The sequence below is a fragment of the Rhizobium sp. Root1204 genome (assembly GCF_001424965.1).
Taxonomy (GTDB): Bacteria; Pseudomonadota; Alphaproteobacteria; order Rhizobiales; family Rhizobiaceae; genus Pararhizobium.
Genome location: NZ_LMCZ01000041.1, coordinates 77,218 through 95,805, shown reverse-complemented (window position 1 = coordinate 95,805; position 18,588 = coordinate 77,218). Strand labels below are relative to the sequence as shown.

Sequence of the window (18,588 nt, the reverse complement as noted above, 5' to 3'; positions counted from 1 at the left end):
TCCGGGCGATAGTCCCGGAAAAGACAAGACGCCTTTTTCACCCCGCATTAGACTAACGCACACGAGTGAAATTGCATGATAAATATTGCAGGGCGGCTGAATAGGGGCTGAATAGCCTGGATAACCAGCGTTCATCGCAAGCTACACTTTGAATGCAACGGCAATGCGCACCAAAACGCCGGCATGAAAAATGGCGCATCCGTTCAAATGAATAGATGCGCCATATCCAAGTCTTGAAAGCCGACGAAGATCAGCTCTTCGGCTTCAGGTTTTCCGGATCGTAAAGCGGTTTGTAGCCGATCCCGACGACCTCGACCGGATAGGTCTCGGCAAAATACTCGATGTTGAGCTTGCGGCCTTCCTGGCAATAGGCGTGCGGCAGATAGGCGAGTGCGATGTTCTTGCCGATGGTCGGGCCAAACGCGATGGAGGTCGTGTAGGATCGACGGCCGAGTTCATCGATGAGGACTTCGCCGGTTTCCGGATCCATGACCGGCAGATTGCCGAGCGGGTAGCGCTTCACCCCGGCCTTGTCGGTATTTTCGGTCATGACCAGCGTGCAGAGCATGGCGGGCTGATGCGCGCGCGCCTTGTATTCCAGATGCTTCGCCTTGCCACGGAAATCCGCTTCCTTGACCTTGGGGCGGGCAAGGTCCGATTCAATCAGGTTGTATTGGGTGAGAAGGTCGGCGTTCTGCAGACGCAGGCTCTTTTCCATGCGGCGCGAGTTGGCATAGGTCTCGACACCGAAGGCCATGACGCCGGTCGCGCGCAGCGCATCCCAGACCGCAAGGCCGTCCTCATACTTCATATGCAGTTCCCAGCCCTGCTCGCCGACATACGAGATGCGGAAGGCGGTAACCGGCTTGCCGCCGATTTCGATCTGCTTGATCGCGGCAAAGGCGAAGTTTTCCGGATCGAGGCCGGCGGGATCCGCCACGACCTTCTTCAGCGTATCGCGTGCGTTCGGCCCCCAGATGCCGATGGTGATGAATTTCTCGGTCACATCGGTGATCGTAACGTTGAGGCCACGATCTTGCGCAATACGGCGCATATAGTGGAAGTCGCGGGGGCCTGCATCGGCACCGTTGATCAGGCGGCAACGGTCGGCCATGCGGATGACGGTGAAGTCGGCCCGCACCATGCCCTCGTCATCGAGGAAGTGGGTGTAGATGCCCTTGCCGATATTGCCGTCGCCGCCGATTTTCGCAGCGCACAGCCACTCCAGCAGCTCGACATGATCCGGGCCCTCGATATCCACCATGTGGAAATGCGAAAGATTGACGATGCCGCAATCCTCGCTCATCGCCAGATGCTCGGCATTCGAGACTCGCCAAAAGTGGCGGTTGTCCCACTCGTTTTCCCGCACGGGGACCTTGTCGCCATACTTTGCCAAGAGATGCTCATTGGCGGCATAACCGTGGGCACGCTCCCAGCCACCCAGTTCCATGAAGTAGCCACCGAGCTGCTTTTCACGTTCGTAGAACGGCGAGCGCTTGATATTGCGGCCGGTGGCATAGGGCTCGCGATTGTGCACGGCCGGGAAGTAGATCTTTTGCGCGGCTTCGTAAGTGCGGCCCTCAATGAATTTTTCTTCGAGCTGATGCGGGTAGAAGCGAGCATAGTCGATCGAGTTGTGGTCGATCTCGGTGCGTCCGTCCGTCATCCAGTCGGCGATCAACTTGCCGTAACCAGGGCCGTCCTTGACCCAGATGGCGACACAGTACCAGAGCCCCCGCACCTTCTGGCTCTCACCGCAGGATGCGCCACCACCGGCGGACACCTGCAACAGACCATTGAAGGAGTGGCTTTCATTGTAGCCGAGTTCACCGAGGATAGGCGTCAGCTCCATGGCACGCTCGAGCGGCTCAAGAATCTGCTCCATGTCGAGATCGCGCTGCGATGGTGACAGACGCGCCTCATGCTTTTCGAGAATGTCGCGCGGGTGGCAAAGGCGCGGATTGGTGGTTTCGTAATACCCCCATTCGATCTGGCCGCCTTCGGTGGTCTTCGGGTCACCGGTGTCGCGCATATAGGCCGAGTTGCCCTGGTCGCGCAAAAGCGGGAAGCCGATTTCCTTACCTGTACCTTCGAATTCGTTGTAGGGGCCGAAGAAAGTCAGCGGATGGTCGACCGGCATGACCGGCAGGTCTTCGCCAACCATTTCGGCAATGAGGCGTCCCCAGATGCCGGCGCAGACGATGACATGATCTGCCATGATCGTGCCGCGGTGGGTGACGACGCCCTTGATGCGGCCGCCCTCGACGATCAACGACTTGGCCGGCGTGTTGCCATAGACCTGCAGCTTGTCGGATTTTTCGGCAGCATCGACGAGCTTGCCCGCAACCGTCTGTGAGCGCGGCACGACAAGGCCGGCATCCGGATCAAACATGCCGCCCATGACCTGATCTTCCTCGATCAGCGGGAACATTGCCTTGATTTCGGATGGCGAGACATAATGCGCGCGGGTGCCAAAAGCCTTGGCGGAGGAAAGCTTGCGCTTGATCTCTTCCATCCAGGTGTCGTCGCCTGTACGCGCAACTTCGAGGCCGCCGATGCGCGCGTAGTGGCCCATCTTCTCGTAGAAATCGATCGAATATTGGGTCGTCCAGACCGAAAGGAAGTCGTGGCTCGTCGTGTAGCAAAAATCCGACGCATGCGCCGTCGAGCCGATGTCGGTCGGGATGCCCGACTTGTCGATACCCACGATATCGTCCCATCCGCGCTCGATGAGATGGTGGGCGATCGACGCGCCCACGATGCCACCCAAACCGATGATGACGACCTTCGCCTTTTGCGGAAATTCTGCCATTGCCCACGACCCTGATTGAATACTGAAAACGGATTTTAGAGTTTGCGCCGCTGACACTAGAGCCTGTCTACGACATAATCATCATGCTGCACGACCAGAGGCGTCTTGGGCGCAAATCGTAGAGATCCGCGAGCAGGCAGGCTTCACGACGGAGAAGCCCACATCACCGGCACAGTTGCGATGGCTGACACTTGTCAACCATCGCTCTTGTTTCTCTGCAGGTGGGATTTCAATCCTTTTCAGCAGCCCCGTCGATGGTAACCCGCCGGGGCCGCCGCTGCGTTCCACTGCGCTTGAAGGCTTCCACAGGTAGCGGCGTTATCGTGGCAGGGCCAGCATTCTCCGCCTGCAGGGCCGCAGCGTCGGATTCCGGACCTGGCGGCAATGACTCCGGCTCCAGTTCCTCCTTGGGAAAGGGTGCGCCGAGACCTTCCTCTTTGAACCGTTCATAGATCGCCAGCCGGAGATCGTTGCGGACACCGTTGCCGTTGACGATATCCGCCAGGTAGACCCGTAATTCGAAGGTCATGGTCGAATCGCCGAAGGCGGCGAAGACAGCCTGTGGGGCCGGGTTTTTCAACACCAGTTGATGATCGCCGGCAATTTGCAGCAGCGTGTCCATCACCTGCCGCGGCGCGCTGTTATAGCTGACGGTCACCGGGATATCCGACCGGCCAAGCTTGTTCTTGTGCGTCCAGTTGCCAACCGAGGCGTTGATGAACAGCGAGTTCGGCACCATGATCGTCTGACGCTGGAATGTCTCGATCTCGGTTGCGCGAACCGAGATGCGCTTGACGAAACCTTCGGTGGTTCCTGTCACCACCCAGTCTCCCACCTTGAATGGCCGCTCGACAAGAAGGATGAGCCCTGAGACGAAATTGGAAACAATGTTCTGCAGGCCGAAACCAACGCCGAGAGACAGGGCACCGGCGACAAGCGCAAGGTTCGACAGGTCAAACCCTGCCGCTGAAACGCCGATGAGCCCGGCTAGGCCGATTCCGAGATAGCCGATGCCGGTCTTGACGGAGTTTCGCACCCCCGTATCGACGCGGCTGCGCGCCATCACATTGCCGTCGAGCCAACGCTGGAACCAGCGTGTGACGACATATCCACCAGCAAACAGCAGTATCCCGGCCAGGATGCCAACGATCGAGATCTTGATGCTGCCAATGTTGATGTCAGTGAAAATGCGGTACGCCCACGCCTCGATATCGGCGATCTGGAAACCCCATTGCAACATGATCAGCGGAATGAAGAACAGGACCACCAGCATGTAGATGCCTAGTCCAGCGGCCAAACCGGTCTGGTCGAGCGCAACCTGTTCCAGTCCAAACCGCTTTTCGAGATAGCGGCCAACGACCGTATCGGCGAGCGCGTTTTGCTTGGCAACGGCCTTGCCGGTCAGGATGCCAATATACATCGTCACCAGGATGGCGCCGGTGATGACAATCTGGGTGGCGATGAAGCGAGCGAGACCGACGTAGCCCGCCAGTGTCGCGAGGATCAGCGCTATACCGGTCAGAACGAACAGCAGCTTGACCGCTCGTGGCCATGGCCTGCCCTGACCGTCCAGCGTTTCACCTGCCGGAACGATCGGCTTGATCAGCGACATCGCCATGAGGATCAGGCCGATGATGATCGTAGCAATCAGGCTCTTGACGACAGTGAAGACGACGGGCGAACCCATAACCTCGCTGATCGTCCCCGCCACATAGTCCAGCACGTTGACGAGTGCCATGGCAAAGATCGACAAGACCAGCAGGCGGGCCCCATGATCGGAAACCCGCACCAGCCGCCAGGTATTTTGCTTTGGCGCCAGAACCGCGTTTGACAGCGTCGAGACAAACACCAGCACGACGGAAATTGCCAATATAGCCGAGATGATCGGCGCAATATCCGGCCGCAGCACCTTGAAAACCTGAAGGAAAAAATAACTGGTCGCGGCAAAAGCGCCCATTGCCAATGTGGGAATCATCGTCGACCAGAACGCCACCGACAGCCGGGTAATGTAGCCCGGCTCTTCGCTGAGAAGTTCACGATGGATCAATGGAAAAAACAGCTTCCGCATGCCGGCAAGCAGGACAAGTGCTGCACAGAGCGAGAGAAACAAGGCCGACAGCAATTGTAAGCGTTTGAAATTCCAGGCGAACGTCAACCAACTCCCAACTGTCCGGGTAAAGGCTTGCCGCTCCAGCGAGAGGGAGGCGATCGCATCCATCACCATCGGCCCATTGATGTCGGTGTGCTTAAGAAGGGTATTACTGAACAGCGCGCGCCTGGTGGCCGTAATGCCGTTGGACAGTTTGGTTGCCTGAACCGACAGGTCCTCAGCCGTTCCCGTCAGGGCGTTGATTTCGCCGCGCTCTGCAAGAAGACGCTTGCGCTCCTGCGTAACGACATCCGTCTCCGGCGGCGCGCCTTCCGCTGGCGGATCGCCCAATTCGGCAAGCCGCGCCTTGATTTCGTCTAAGCGCGGACGGGTGGCGACCGATATCGCTATGATCTGCTTGGTCGCCGCATCAACCTCGACCTTCAACTCGGCGAGACGACTATCGTCATCGGCGGCATTTTTTATCTGATCGGCAAGCCTTGCGAGGTTCTTGCGCGCCACTTCCAACTGCTCGGCAGCCTGCGCCTGTGGGCTCGCCACCGCAGCGGCCGGTTGCGGCGCGGGCTTGGCGGCCTGCTCCTGTGCCATGACGGCACCCGATGCGGTAAACATCCACAAACATAGAAAGGCGGCAAAGAGTTTCGACATCATCGGCAATTACATATCCCTTTTCCGGCAGACGCACCCTGAAACAGAATCAGGACGCGGCGCGGACAGTTTGGCGCTCCATAAGCCGGCCCGCGGCCAGATGCAAAATCGGCTTTCCCCGAGAAGTTAAAAACTTGACCCGGGTTGAGAGAGAAACGTCACTTCCGCCGGCGTAGACACACGTCCCAAAATCGCGTTGCGGTGTGGGAACCGGCCAAACTGGCGGATAACCTCGCGGTGACGAATGGCATAATCCAGATAATTGGCATCACCCAGATCGGTGAAAAGCGCCACCGATCGCGTCTGATCGACAAGGTTTTCAGAATGTTCGAACGGAAGATAGAGAAAGACGCACTGATCAACGGAGAGGCCCCGATCCGCTCCCGCCTCGAGCGCGAGTGATGCCTCCCGCAAGGCCAGACCGTCGGTCGCGAAGGCCAGCGGTGTTCCTCTATACATGTTGCGCGGCATCTGATCGAACAGAACGATGGTGGCAAGCCGGGCCATCGGCGTGGCACGCCATTCCGGCGGTACCCCGCGCGCCAATTCCCGATGCGTCAACCGGAAACGCTGTTCGCATTGGCTATCGAGTGCCGGATGTGGCTTGAACCAGTCCTGCGGTTGCAACTCGCCGAACCAGAACGACAGGACATCTTCCGGTGCGCATATATCGACGGCGTCCGCCATAGTTTCTTTCCTTATTCAATCCCGCACCAGCGCTGCGAGACGTTATCGCTCGGCTATCGTGCTGGCGGCCTGTTTCACATGCAATTTCGGCGTTACCACGGCGAATAACACCTTCGCGCGCATTTGCCATGACATCTCTCCTGAGAACCCACTGTTCGATGTTGCCAATTTACGAGCATTCATTTGCGGGCATTCAGGGAGCCTCGCCTGTCACCCGTGAGATCCGGTGTACCGGTCTCGCAGTAAATAGGCAGCCTGAATGCACTGGCTGGAAAATCAGTACAGAAACGTTATGTCAAAGACGGAAGGGATCCGGTGATCCCGGTTGGGAGTTCGACAATGAAAAAAATGATCGTTGCGGCCCTTGCCGCCCTGTTTCTTGCATCCTGCGTCGAGACGCAATCCTATGATGGATCCTATCGCGGGCCGGAGCCGATCCCCGGCAGCATTACCTATGGCGGCCAACCTCGTACCAAGCTGAGGAAAGCACCGATTGGAAGCACCCTGCACAATAACTTCTACGGCCCCTATGGCGAGCGGATCGAAGAGACCTACGTGGTCATGCCCGACCGGTCGCTCAAGCTGGTCGCGCGGCGCCGAGGCTTCATCGGATTCCCGTATGATTGACGTTCCTAGATCGGCGCTGGCGTGGTAACGTCGTTTCGCGAAGGCGCTCATCATGGCCATTTTGAGGCAAATGATTTCGATATTGGCCCCTGCCGAGGGCAGGACTTTCTCCGGCTGATCTAGGAAAAGGAAAGTTCTGCGTTATAATATTCCACCTAATGAATAGAGTATACCTGCTAACAACGGAGGTAGGCATGCGAGCGAAACAACTCACGAGATTCATTACGGTGGCACTTCTCGCCTCCAGCATCCAGATCGGCGGGCTCGGCGTTGCTTTTGCCGATACGACCATTCTCAATGTCTCCTACGACCCAACGCGCGAACTCTACAAGGATTTCAATGCGGCTTTCGCTGAAAAGTGGAAGACGGATACGGGCGAAACGGTGACGATTCAGGCGTCACATGGCGGATCGGGCAAGCAGGCTCGCGCGGTGATCGACGGACTGGAAGCTGACGTGGTGACGTTGGCGCTCGAAGCCGATATCGATGCCATCGCCAAGGAAACCGGCAAGATTCCGGCGGACTGGAAGACCAAATTCGGCAACAACAGCGCGCCTTATACGTCGACCATCGTCTTCCTCGTGCGCAAGGGCAACCCGAAGGGCATCAAGGACTGGGGTGATCTGGTCAAGGATGACATCCAGGTTATCACGCCGAATCCGAAGACTTCGGGTGGTGCCCGCTGGAACTTCTTGGCGGCCTGGGCCTGGGCGCGTGCCGCCAATGGTGGCGACGATGCCAAGGCGCAGGAATATGTGACGCAACTCTTCAAACATGTCCCGGTCCTCGACACCGGCGCACGTGGCTCGACCACGACCTTCGTACAGCGTGGCCTTGGCGACGTTCTGCTTGCCTGGGAAAATGAGGCCTATCTCTCTCTCGAAGAGCTCGGCCCGGACAATTTCGACATCATTACGCCATCCATCTCGATCAAGGCTGAACCGCCGGTGGCGCTGGTCGATGGCAATGTCGATGCCAAGGGCACGCGCAAAGTGGCGGAAGCCTATCTGCAGTACCTCTATTCGGATGTCGGCCAGAAGATTGCGGCAAAACATTACTATCGCCCCTTCAAGCCGGAAGTCGCCGATCCGAATGACATCAAGCGATTTGCCGATGTGAAGCTCGTCACTATTGACGAATTCGGCGGATGGAAGGAAGCTCAGCCAAAATATTTTGGGGACGGTGGACTGTTTGACCAGATCTACAAGCCGGGGCAATAAAACTACATGACCGCACGCACAGCTCCGCTGTGGCAATTCAGGCAGCCGAGCGTCATTCCGGGATTCGGATTGGCGCTCGGCGTTACTTTGTCATGGCTCATACTCATCATTCTCATTCCTCTATCCGGCCTTGCCTGGCGCTCCAGCGCATTGGGCTGGGGTACATTCTGGACACTCGCCACGGACCAGCGCACGATCAACGCGCTACGCATAAGTTTCGGCACCGCTTTTGTCGCGGCCCTTATCAATGTCGTCTTCGGTGTCATCCTTGCCTGGGTGCTGGTGCGCTACCGGTTTCCGGGCAAGCGTGTCATCGACGCCATGGTCGACCTGCCCTTCGCATTGCCCACCGCCGTTGCCGGTATCGCGCTGACAACACTTTACGCTCCGAACGGCTGGATCGGCAGTCTTCTGACACCGCTCGGCATCAAGATCGCTTTCACGCCCATCGGCATTGTCTTCGCGCTCGTCTTCGTCGGCTTACCCTTCGTCGTCAGAACCGTGCAGCCGATCATGGAAGAAATCGACAAGGAAGTGGAAGAGGCCGCAGCAACGCTGGGCGCCAATCGCTTCCAGACCATCAGCCGCGTGCTTCTGCCGGGCCTTGCGCCAGCGGTGTTGACCGGATTTGCGTTGGCTTTTGCCCGTGGCGTCGGTGAATACGGCTCGGTCATCTTCATCGCGGGCAACCTGCCCTACGTTTCGGAAATCGCCCCTCTCTTGATCGTCATTCGCTTGGAAGAATTCAACTATCCGGCCGCAACCGCCATCGCCGCCGTCATGCTGATCATCTCATTTGCCATGCTGCTGATCATCAACATGATCCAGGCCTGGAGCAGAAAGAGGTACGGCTATGGCGCATGATGCTACAACCACCGGCACCGGAAACACTGAACTGGTCCGGGTCGCCACCTCCGAAAGCCGGTTTGCGCGTTACGGCCTGATCGGCATTGCGCTCTGTTTCGTCGCGCTGTTTCTCGTTTTGCCGCTCGCAGCGGTGTTTACGGAAGCCATGCGCAACGGCCCCGGCGAATTTTTCACCGTATTGTCGGACCCGGAAACCTTTGCAGCGATCGAGTTGACGCTGCTCGTAGCCGTCATCGCCGTGCCGCTCAATCTGGTTTTCGGCGTTGCCGCAGCCTGGGCGATTGCCAAATTCGAATTCAAGGGCAAGGCGTTCCTCACCACCCTGATCGACCTGCCCTTCTCGGTTTCGCCGGTCATCTCCGGTCTGGTCTTCGTCCTCCTGTTCGGCTCCCACAGCCTGCTTGGACCATGGCTGCAAAGCCACGGCATACAGATCCTGTTTGCTGTTCCCGGCATTGTGCTTGCGACAGTGTTCGTCACCTTCCCCTTCGTTGCCCGAGAGCTGATCCCGCTGATGCAGGAACAGGGAACCAGCGACGAGGAAGCAGCCCTGTCACTCGGTGCAAGCGGCTGGCAGACCTTCTGGTATGTCACGCTACCCAACATCAAATGGGGCCTGCTTTATGGTGTCCTGCTGTGCAATGCCCGGGCGATGGGCGAGTTCGGCGCAGTCTCCGTCGTTTCCGGACATATCCGCGGACTGACCAATACCATGCCGCTGCAGGTGGAAATTCTCTACAATGAATATAATTTCGTTGCTGCCTTTGCCGTTGCAACGCTTCTCGCCCTGCTGGCGCTCCTCACCCTCGTTCTGAAGTCGCTGCTTGAAATGAAGTACAGCGCCCAGATCGCGGCGAGCCGTCGGCACTGAAAGGTCAAGTCCATATGGAAGTTCGCGTTCAAAACATACGCAAGGAATTCAGCCGCTTTCCGGCGCTGAACGACGTCTCGCTCGATATCCGTTCGGGCGAATTGATTGCCCTGCTTGGGCCCTCCGGCTCCGGTAAGACGACGCTGCTGCGGCTGATTGCAGGCCTGGAAAGCCCGACCGAAGGCACCGTCTATTTCGGCAACGAAGATGCGTCTCGCAAGACTGTCCAGCAGCGCAATATCGGTTTCGTGTTCCAGCACTATGCCCTGTTCCGCCACATGACTGTGCTCGACAATGTCTCCTTCGGCCTGACGATCCGCCCGGCCGGCCGCCGGCCCTCCAAAGATGAGATCCGCAAGCGCGCGCTCGAACTGCTCGACCTCGTTCAACTCAGCGGCCTTGAAAAACGCTATCCGGCTCAGCTATCAGGCGGCCAGCGCCAGCGCGTAGCACTCGCCCGTGCGATGGCGGTGGAACCCAATGTCCTTTTGCTTGACGAGCCCTTTGGTGCACTCGACGCGCAGGTGCGCAAGGAGTTGCGCCGCTGGCTGCGCGAAATCCATGACCGCACCGGCCATACGACGGTTTTCGTCACCCATGATCAAGATGAGGCATTGGAACTCGCCGACCGCGTCGTCGTGATGAGCAAGGGCAAGATTGAACAGATCGGCACACCGGATGAAATCTACGACACACCGAATTCACCCTTCGTCTTCGGCTTTATCGGCGAGTCCAACATCCTGCGCGTGCGGGTCGAAAACGGCCAACTCTGGATCAAGGAGCATTCGATCGGCGTCAGTGCACTGGGTGAGGCTGACGGTCCGGCCCAGCTCTATTTCCGCCCGCATGATATCGAGCTTCTCGATGGTAACGGTGGCTGCATCGCGGGTCTCGTCGCCATGACCCGCCGCGTTGCCGGAACACGTCATGTCGAACTCGACATCGGCGCCGCCAACAGCAAGGTCGAGATCGAACTGCCGCCAGAAAAAGTCACATCCGACCATTCGCGCATCGCTTTCCGGCCGACACGCTGGAAACTGTTCCGCGACTGAAGACGACAAATCTGGCGGGGCCTGCAGCAGCAAAGTCCCGCCAGTTTTAGCAGCAACTGCTCTTAGGCACCTGCCGCAGGGATTTAACGCCACAGCGAGAGGCACCCAGCGGCGCCTAGTGCTGCCTAAAAGCCTCTCCTGCTAACATATGTTCTTGGTTTTTCATTCTTTTTCGAAAGACGGACTTGATCCTTGCCATCAAGCAGTCGCATCCTGCGAAACCATCCAGCATTTGGATCTCGCCGGGGCCAGCCATGAACTATCGCCGCGAAATCGACGGGCTCAGATCCGTCGCTGTTATACCTGTGGTGCTATTTCATGCCGGTTTTCAACAGTTCAGTGGCGGCTTTGTCGGCGTCGATATTTTCTTCGTCATCAGCGGGTATCTGATCACTTCGATCATCATCGCAGAACGCGACAAGGGACATTTCTCGCTGCTCAAATTCTACGAGCGCCGCGCTCGCCGCATCCTGCCCGTGCTGTTTTTCGTACTTTTATGCTGCCTGCCGTTCGCCTGGGTGTGGATGCTGCCAGAGCAGATGGCAAGCTTTGCCCGCAGCATCATCGCCGTCTGCCTGTTCGCCTCCAATTTCTTTTTCTGGCACCAAAGCGGCGGCTATTTCGCGGCCGCATCGGAAGAACAGCCGCTGCTGCACACCTGGAGCCTTGCCGTTGAGGAGCAGTATTACATGCTGTTCCCGCTGTTTGTCATGGCGCTGTGGCGTTTCGGACGGCGGGCACTGATCATCGCCATCAGCGCCGTGGCCCTGGCCAGCCTCCTGCTTGCCCAATACGGCTCGATCAATTTCGAGACGGCCAATTTCTACCTGCCGAACACGCGCGCCTGGGAACTACTGGCGGGCTCGCTCTGCGCCTTCCTGCTGACTGGCGGCAAACAGTACAGGAGCAACACCCTGTCGCTCGCCGGACTGGCCATCATCATCTTCTCCATCTTCGATTATGATCAGACGACGCCTTTTCCCTCACTCTATGCACTCGTCCCCGTTATGGGTGCGGTCCTGATCATCCTCTTTGGCGCGCAAGGCACCCTGACCGCGCGGCTGCTCTCGACCCGCCCGATGGTGGGCATCGGGTTGATCAGCTACAGCCTCTATCTCTGGCACCAGCCGGTTTTTGCTTTCGCGCGTATCCGCAGCATCACGGAACCATCGCTGGTTCTGATGAGTTTCCTCGCCCTTGCTTCCATTGGCCTCGCCTACCTGTCCTGGCGGTTTGTCGAAACGCCGTTCCGCGCCACAGGAACGGCGCGGCTTCTGCCGACACCCGCCCGCATTCTCACTACCAGCGGTATCGCGGCATTGCTTTTCATAAGCATCGGTTTCTACGGCACATCAAGCAACGGCCTGCAGTTTCGCCTGCCGCAAGCCGCGCTGACAGCCCTTGCCGAGCAGGAACATCACGATCCCGTCATGGATACCTGCCTGTTCGATAAGGGCGAAGCCTCCCTGCCCCATCCTGTCCGGCAATGCCTGACCAAACACTCGGCCAGCAGCAAGACGATCCTGATCGGCGATTCGCATGCCGGCGCCCTTGGCGGCGAAGCTCTGCGCAGCTTTGATGCGGCCAATATCGATCTCTATGTGATGGCGCATTCAGCCTGTGTCGGCTTTTCCGGGTTCTACGTATCCAATCCGAAATACAAGTTTCGCTGCAACCCGTTTTTCACTGGCATCGAGGATTACATCCGCACGAGCGGCATGCAAACCATCATCATGGCCAGCCGCTGGAGCCTCTATGTCGAGGGAACGCCCTTTGACAATGGTGAAGGTGGCATCGAATCGCTACAACCCACTTATGTCGATCTGTTCGACCGGCTTGATGAACAGGCCAAGCAGGATGACCCGGCGCGCAAGGCGCGGGTGCTGAAGCAATATGTGGCAGACATCCAAGCCTATCTCGCCACCGGCCATAACGTCGTGCTCGTCTACCCCCTCCCGGAGGCCGGATGGAACGTTCCGGACGTCGTTGCAAAAAGCGCGATGTCCGGTGTCAGCAATCTCGAATTCAGCACAAGCTACGATCGCTACCAGCAACGAAACGGTGCAGTCATCGCAGCCTTCGATGCGCTCTCCCATCCCAACCTGTTCCGCGTGCGCCCCGCCGATACCTTCTGCAACAGCTTCATCAAGGATCGCTGCATCAACAGCCTGAGTGCGGAGAAGGTATTTTATATCGACGATGATCACCCGTCCGCTTCAGGGGCGCAGCTCGTTGTTCCGGCGATACTGAAAGCCGTACAGGCAATCGAAGCAGAAAATACCGGAACCGCGGCGTTCACCCGGTAGACCACAGGATTTGCAATTCCAGCTTCATCCTGACGACTGGCCTGTGATCGGCATTGAGCACCTCGATCTCCAGAGCCTTGACCGGATCCTCCGGCAATCCGTCGAGAGCCATTTCAGCCAGTACGATCTTGGCCTGGCGGATCGCTGCGGTGAGATCCGGAAAATCGAAAGCATCATCGGCCGGAATTGTGCCGTCATTGTCGATTACCTTGAAGTAGAACGCGGCCATAGCATTTTCCCTTGTCTGGGGAAAAAGCATGAAAACGCAAAAGGTTGCCTGACGAAAAAAACTATCGGGGCGGCGGCACACATGTCTTAGTGAATAGCGCCAAACTCAAATCGCGCTACACTGCAGGCATCACGGCCACGCTTTCAGCAATGACCGTACCCGGACAGCAGGTCCATCCTCAAAGGAGGAACAACAATGGCATATTTCAATCCGCAGGCCGATGCGCTTTGCAGTGAGGATATCGACGCGCTGCGGCAGGTTTTCGAGCAGTTTTGCAAAACGCATCAGACCACGGGCTCAGACGCGGACATGCAAATCTGTGCCGCTGCCATTGTCCGGCTCTATCAGAGTGGAGAACGCGACCCCGCGGCTTTGACCAGAGCGTGTGAGGCAGCCCTGCGGCGGGATTTTGCAATCGGGGCATAAGGCTGGGCGAGCCCTCAATAATGCTAGGCTTCCGACCTATTTCGTCTCCTCGGCAGCATTTTCCGGTGCGACCGTCAGTGGGTCGGGTGGCACGGTGCTATTGGCACCTTCGTTTGGCGAGAAATACTGAACGGCGAGGATACTCAGGATCGAACCGACAATCAGTGCAATGACAGCAATCATAAGCGTGCGCGAGGTCATGACGATCCCCGCGCCGGAACAATATTGTACCGGGCCGCGTTTTCCGCGGCCCGTTCTGCGCTCTGGTTACTCGTAGACATAAACGATCCGGCGGCTCTGCGGATCGACCAGCATCGGCCGATCGTTGATGCGCACATAGCTGTATTGGTAATTCGGCACCTGCGTGATCACCATGTCACCGGGGAGCGTGGCTCCGACGACGATGTCACCGTCATACGTAACTGTTTCCGTCGGCGCGCCATCGATATAGGTCCGCACTTCCGGCGGCGGGATAATTGCGCCGCTGCTATCGACGGTGCCCAACAGTTCATCGCCAGGTGCCGGCGAAGCAGGGCCATCGACGACCACGGTCTTTTCATAGCTCACCACCGGAACACCAAGATCGGCACGGCGTTCCTGGACAACAACGGGCGCACCGTCATAATCGACCGTCAATTCCTGTGCGTAAACCCAACCGCGCAAACCGTTGACGTCGATACGGCACCAGCTTTCGCCTTCAAGGCATCCGTCAAGGGCAGCAGAGCTGCCGCGCGTGGCGATACCAACGGAGGGATAGTCCGCGCCCGGTCCGGAATAGACCGTCAGGTCCGTCGCCGTCGTTGCCATCATACCGGCCGAAGCGAAGCCGGCTCCCGTCAGAAGCATCGCCCCCGCGAGTAAAGGCTTTGAAATCCACCGCATGTTCTTCTCCTTGTTGAACAGTGGACACAACGCCCGACCGCCGCCAAGGTTCCCGTGCGCGGCGCGTCCTACCCGGCCTGCATCTGGCTGAGGCGGCCATAAAGCCCGTTCATGCTCAGGAGTTCAGCATGGCTTCCGTCTTCAACGATCGCCCCCTCGTTGACGACGAGAATGCGGTCAGCCTGGGTAATCGTTGCCAGCCGATGGGCGATCACCAACGTGGTTCGTCCCTTCGACAACTCTGCCAAGGATTGCTGGATGGCACGTTCGGTTTCGGTGTCGAGCGCCGATGTCGCTTCGTCGAGAATGAGGATCGGCGGGTTCTTCAGGAAAATGCGAGCGATCGCTAAGCGCTGCTTCTGGCCGCCTGACAGTTTCACACCGCGTTCGCCGACAACCGTGTCGAGCCCCTGTGGCAGGTCGGCAATGACGCCTTCAAGCCGCGCCTTGCGGGCCGCCTCGACAATATCCGCCTCGGTGGCATCCAGCCGGCCATAAGCGATGTTTTCACGCAGGGAGCCTGCAAACAGGAAAACATCCTGGCTGACGATGCCGATATGATTGCGAAGCGACCGCAGGCTCATATCGCGAATGTCGATATCATCGATGGTGATGGAACCACCGGTCACCTCATAGAAACGCGGCAGCAAGGCACAGATCGTCGTCTTACCGGCACCCGAGGGGCCGACGAAAGCCACCGTTTGGCCGGCACGGATGTCGATACTCAAATCCTTGACGATCGCCTTCGATTCCCGATAACCGAAACTCGCCTTGTTATAGCGGATATTGCCCTTCAGCCCGGCGACATCGCGGGCACCCGGCCTGTCGGCGATATCCGGACGCGTATCGAGAAAATCGACATAGCGGCGAAAACCGGCAATACCCTTTGGGTAGGTCTCGATGACCGAATTGATCTTGTCGACCGGACGGAAGAACACACCGACCAGCAGCAGGAACCCGACGAAGCCACCGGCCGTCAGCTCGCCATTCAGAACGAAGTAGCTGCCGGCCACCAGCACGACCATCTGGACGAGACGCATGGAGAGATAGCTTAGCGTCGTCGAGACGGCCATGATCCGGTAGGCATCAAGCTTGGTCTTGCGGTAACGCTGGTTGTCCTTCTCGAACAGCCCGCGCTCATGGTCTTCATTGGCAAACGCCTGCACCACGCGGATGCCGCCGACATTTTCTTCGATGCGGGCATTGAAATCACCGACACGATTGTAGAGCGCCTGCCAGTTGCGGGTCATCCGGCCACCGTATCGTGTCGTCAGCCACGCCGTCAGCGGCAGCACGAGGGCGGTGATCAACGCCAGCTTCGGATTGACCGAGAACATCAGGAGAAACGCCCCGATCAGCGTCATGATGGCGATGAACACGTCTTCCGGCCCGTGATGGGCAACCTCGCCGATTTCCTCGAGATCCTTGGTCAGCCGCGCGACAAGATGGCCGGTCTTCTGGTTGTCGAAATAGCCGAAGGACAGTTTCTGCAAGTGGTCGAACGCCTTGCGGCGCATCTCGGTCTCGATATTGATACCGAGCATATGGCCCCAATAGGTGACAACAGCCATCAACCCGCCATTGACGAGATAGATCAGCATCAGGCCAGCCGAAGCCGCCGCGACATAACCCCACTGCCCGGTCGGCAACAGCACATCGATGAACAGCTTGACGGCGATGGGGAAACCCAGCTCCAGCAAGCCGGACGTCACCGCGCAGGAGAAATCCAGCAGGAACAGGCGCCGGTGCGGCCGGTAATAGGAAAAGAAGCGGGCGACGAGATCGCGCATGATGTCGGGTCCCTGGTCGGCGTTCAACCGCGAAGCGAACAGCCGGATACGGAAAGTGGCGCCATCGTCTCTCAAGACAAGTGCGCTTGGTTGATCCCGCTCCTTTTAGCCAGTTCGGCGTGAACAACAAGCTTCCTGGCGAAAACTTGTCTAGAAAACGAAGGTTTATCTGATCCGCTCGTAAAGTTCAGCGAGCTTACGCCGCCACGCCGACGCGGGGGATGAGGAAACGCAGCCGCCCGCGCAATTGCGGATGAGGTCCGATCTTTGCTTGGCATACGGCCGTTGCCGCTCAGCTGTCCCGCGTTTCGTTGGCGGCGATCCGGGAGGCGTCAGCCGATCCGAATTCTCATGCGGCTAAGGTCTGTCGCCAGCGACATGGCGCTCCAGAAACGGCAGGTTGTCCTGCCCCCAGTAAATCTCACTGTCGTAAAGGAATGTCGGGAAACCGAACACGCCACTTTCCAGCGCATGTACGCGGTCAGCGGCCCATTTCGCCCGCACGTCTTCATCCGCCTGCCGTTGCAGGAGGCCCGCGCCGTCAAATCCTGCCGCATTTGCGATTGCTTCGCGGACTTGCGGCTGTCCGATATCCTTTGCCTCCCCCCAAAAGGCATGCTGCAGCGTGCGGGTCAGGCTGATCCAGTCCTTGCCATCGAGATAGGCAGCGATGATGATCAGCGAAGCGGGTGCCGGATCGCTCAACTCCGGACGGTTCTCAAGGATCAGCGTCTTACCCCGCACGCCCGCCCAGCGCTTCAGATCACGCATCCAGTAGGTGCGCCGCACTTGCGGACGGTTGCGTGAAAAGATCCCGCCATTCTCTTCCACGACGGTCGTCAGATAGGGTTTGATCTCGACACCGTTCTTTTCCGCAAGGTCAACAAATGCGTCAAAGCCAATATAAGACCATGGCGAGCCGATGGAGAAGAAGTACTCAATTGTTTTGGTCAATGCCTGCTATTCCTGTGTATCGAGATGGGAAAAAACCTGTGCCTTGATCAGGCCGTCCGCCTCTGCCGGTCAACGCCGTTGATCCAGCCGAGCCGGGGCGCAATAAGGCTGACAAAGTCGTGGATAATCTGGCAGTACTCCGCGTCTTCGAATTCATAGGGAAGCTCAAGCCTGAGTTCGCTGACATGCGGCAGGATCGGGTCGGCAAACAGCCGCTCCAGAATGTCTTCAGACGTACCAACAATGTCGCGGGCATAGAGTGTGCGGCGCTCGCCTTGCGGGGTCAGCGTCCGTTCGTTTCGCCCCGCCGCATAGTCGAGATAACGCTTGCGGGTCTGCGCATCGGCGCTGTCAGTGGGAATGATGACACGCCCGAGCCCGACACGCCTGCCGAGCCCGCCGGTCTCCCAGTAGGCCGCCAGCTGCCGCGACTGCGCGACGAAGAAATCATCGGTCTCCTCACCGGTCGTGACATTGCCGATCAGAAGATTAAAACCGTTACGCCCGGCCCAGGCGGCCGAGCGTAGCGAACCGCCGCCATACCAGAGGCGGTCGGTCAGCCCCCTGGCATGAGGTTGCAGGCGGGGCCGCTGCGGTCCGAAGGGCGTCTTGATGACGGTTGTTTCGTCACCGACAGGATTACTCTTCAGGTTATCGGCGAAGCGCAGCACCCGTTCGTGGGAGAAGTCGAACTTTTCCCAATCACCGTCGAACACCAGCGGCGCGATCAGGTCGGCATGCAGCGGTCGGCCGGCACTCAATCCGACATTCAGCCGTCCGCGCGAGAGAACATCGACCGTCGAAAGATCCTCTGCAAGCCGGTACGGACTTTCATAACCAATCGGAATAACCGCCGTCCCGAGCTGGATGCGGCTGGTGCGCTGGCTTGCCGCCGCCAGAAACGCGGTCGCCGACGAAATGCCAGGCTCCAGATGCCGCTGGCGCACCCAGGCGCTCTGAAAACCGATCTCCTCGCCATATTCGAGAAGCTTCAGCGTCTTTTCCAATCCGGACAACGGATCACCGGCGGGATAATTGCCCGGCGTCAGAAAGCCGATATGGTTGATGGCGATGCTGCTCATCGTGTCTTCCTTCGATTTTTTGGCT

15 protein-coding genes are annotated in these 18,588 nt (G+C 58.4%); 6 read left to right on the top strand and 9 right to left on the bottom strand.

Translation table 11 applies throughout. From position 1 onward, the window contains the following. Positions 1-250: 250 nt before the first annotated feature. From ASC96_RS27095 to ASC96_RS27085, 3 genes are all read right to left on the bottom strand, one after another. On the bottom strand, positions 251-2,812 hold the full coding sequence (locus ASC96_RS27095) for an FAD-dependent oxidoreductase (protein ID WP_060506178.1): 2,562 nt from the start codon (positions 2,810-2,812) through the stop codon (positions 251-253). A 229-nt stretch (positions 2,813-3,041) separates the two neighbouring features. Next, a complete protein-coding gene (locus tag ASC96_RS27090; protein WP_060506177.1) occupies positions 3,042-5,573 on the bottom strand; it encodes a mechanosensitive ion channel family protein in 2,532 nt (843 codons plus the stop codon). Positions 5,574-5,696: 123 nt separating this feature from the next. Continuing rightward, entirely contained in the window at positions 5,697-6,257 is a 561-nt protein-coding gene (locus tag ASC96_RS27085) for a DUF924 family protein (RefSeq protein ID WP_060506176.1), read from the bottom strand. A gap of 339 nt (positions 6,258-6,596) precedes the next feature. Here ASC96_RS27085 and ASC96_RS27080 point away from each other — a divergent pair, with 339 nt between their 5' ends. The 6 genes from ASC96_RS27080 (at position 6,597) to ASC96_RS27055 (ending at position 13,200) form a co-directional block, all read left to right on the top strand. Beyond that, positions 6,597-6,884: a hypothetical protein gene (locus ASC96_RS27080; RefSeq protein ID WP_060506175.1), complete on the top strand. Its 288-nt coding sequence runs from the start codon at positions 6,597-6,599 to the stop codon at positions 6,882-6,884. A 194-nt stretch (positions 6,885-7,078) separates the two neighbouring features. After that, positions 7,079-8,104: a sulfate ABC transporter substrate-binding protein gene (locus ASC96_RS27075; RefSeq protein WP_060506174.1), complete on the top strand. Its 1,026-nt coding sequence runs from the start codon at positions 7,079-7,081 to the stop codon at positions 8,102-8,104. Between the two features lie 6 nt (positions 8,105-8,110). Next, a complete protein-coding gene (gene cysT, locus ASC96_RS27070; protein ID WP_060506173.1) occupies positions 8,111-8,968 on the top strand; it encodes a sulfate ABC transporter permease subunit CysT in 858 nt (285 codons plus the stop codon). After that, positions 8,958-9,842 (top strand): sulfate ABC transporter permease subunit CysW, encoded by an 885-nt coding sequence (cysW, locus tag ASC96_RS27065; protein WP_060506172.1) that lies wholly within the window; start codon positions 8,958-8,960, stop codon positions 9,840-9,842. The genes cysT and cysW overlap by 11 nt, the downstream gene beginning before the upstream one ends. A 14-nt stretch (positions 9,843-9,856) precedes the next feature. Then, positions 9,857-10,894: a sulfate/molybdate ABC transporter ATP-binding protein gene (locus ASC96_RS27060; protein ID WP_060506171.1), complete on the top strand. Its 1,038-nt coding sequence runs from the start codon at positions 9,857-9,859 to the stop codon at positions 10,892-10,894. Between the two features lie 254 nt (positions 10,895-11,148). Continuing rightward, entirely contained in the window at positions 11,149-13,200 is a 2,052-nt protein-coding gene (locus ASC96_RS27055) for an acyltransferase family protein (RefSeq protein ID WP_156393894.1), read from the top strand. On the opposite strand, the gene ASC96_RS27050 is transcribed toward ASC96_RS27055, so the two are convergent. The 6 genes from ASC96_RS27050 to ASC96_RS27025 all read right to left on the bottom strand — a co-directional run bounded on the left by ASC96_RS27050 (position 13,190) and on the right by ASC96_RS27025 (position 18,563). Then, on the bottom strand, positions 13,190-13,429 hold the full coding sequence (locus tag ASC96_RS27050) for a hypothetical protein (protein WP_060506169.1): 240 nt from the start codon (positions 13,427-13,429) through the stop codon (positions 13,190-13,192). The genes ASC96_RS27055 and ASC96_RS27050 overlap by 11 nt on opposite strands. 462 nt (positions 13,430-13,891) lie before the next feature. Then, on the bottom strand, positions 13,892-14,056 hold the full coding sequence (locus tag ASC96_RS33045) for a hypothetical protein (protein WP_156393893.1): 165 nt from the start codon (positions 14,054-14,056) through the stop codon (positions 13,892-13,894). A 66-nt stretch (positions 14,057-14,122) separates the two neighbouring features. Further along, positions 14,123-14,737 (bottom strand): DUF1236 domain-containing protein, encoded by a 615-nt coding sequence (locus ASC96_RS27040; protein WP_060506167.1) that lies wholly within the window; start codon positions 14,735-14,737, stop codon positions 14,123-14,125. 68 nt (positions 14,738-14,805) lie between these two features. Further along, the gene (locus tag ASC96_RS27035) at positions 14,806-16,527 is read right to left on the bottom strand and encodes an ABC transporter ATP-binding protein (RefSeq protein ID WP_060506315.1); all 1,722 of its coding nucleotides are present in this window, start codon (positions 16,525-16,527) and stop codon (positions 14,806-14,808) included. 357 nt (positions 16,528-16,884) lie between these two features. Beyond that, a complete protein-coding gene (locus tag ASC96_RS27030; protein WP_060506166.1) occupies positions 16,885-17,481 on the bottom strand; it encodes a DsbA family protein in 597 nt (198 codons plus the stop codon). Positions 17,482-17,528: 47 nt separating this feature from the next. Further along, on the bottom strand, positions 17,529-18,563 hold the full coding sequence (locus ASC96_RS27025; protein ID WP_060506165.1) for an LLM class flavin-dependent oxidoreductase: 1,035 nt from the start codon (positions 18,561-18,563) through the stop codon (positions 17,529-17,531). Positions 18,564-18,588 lie beyond the last annotated feature (25 nt).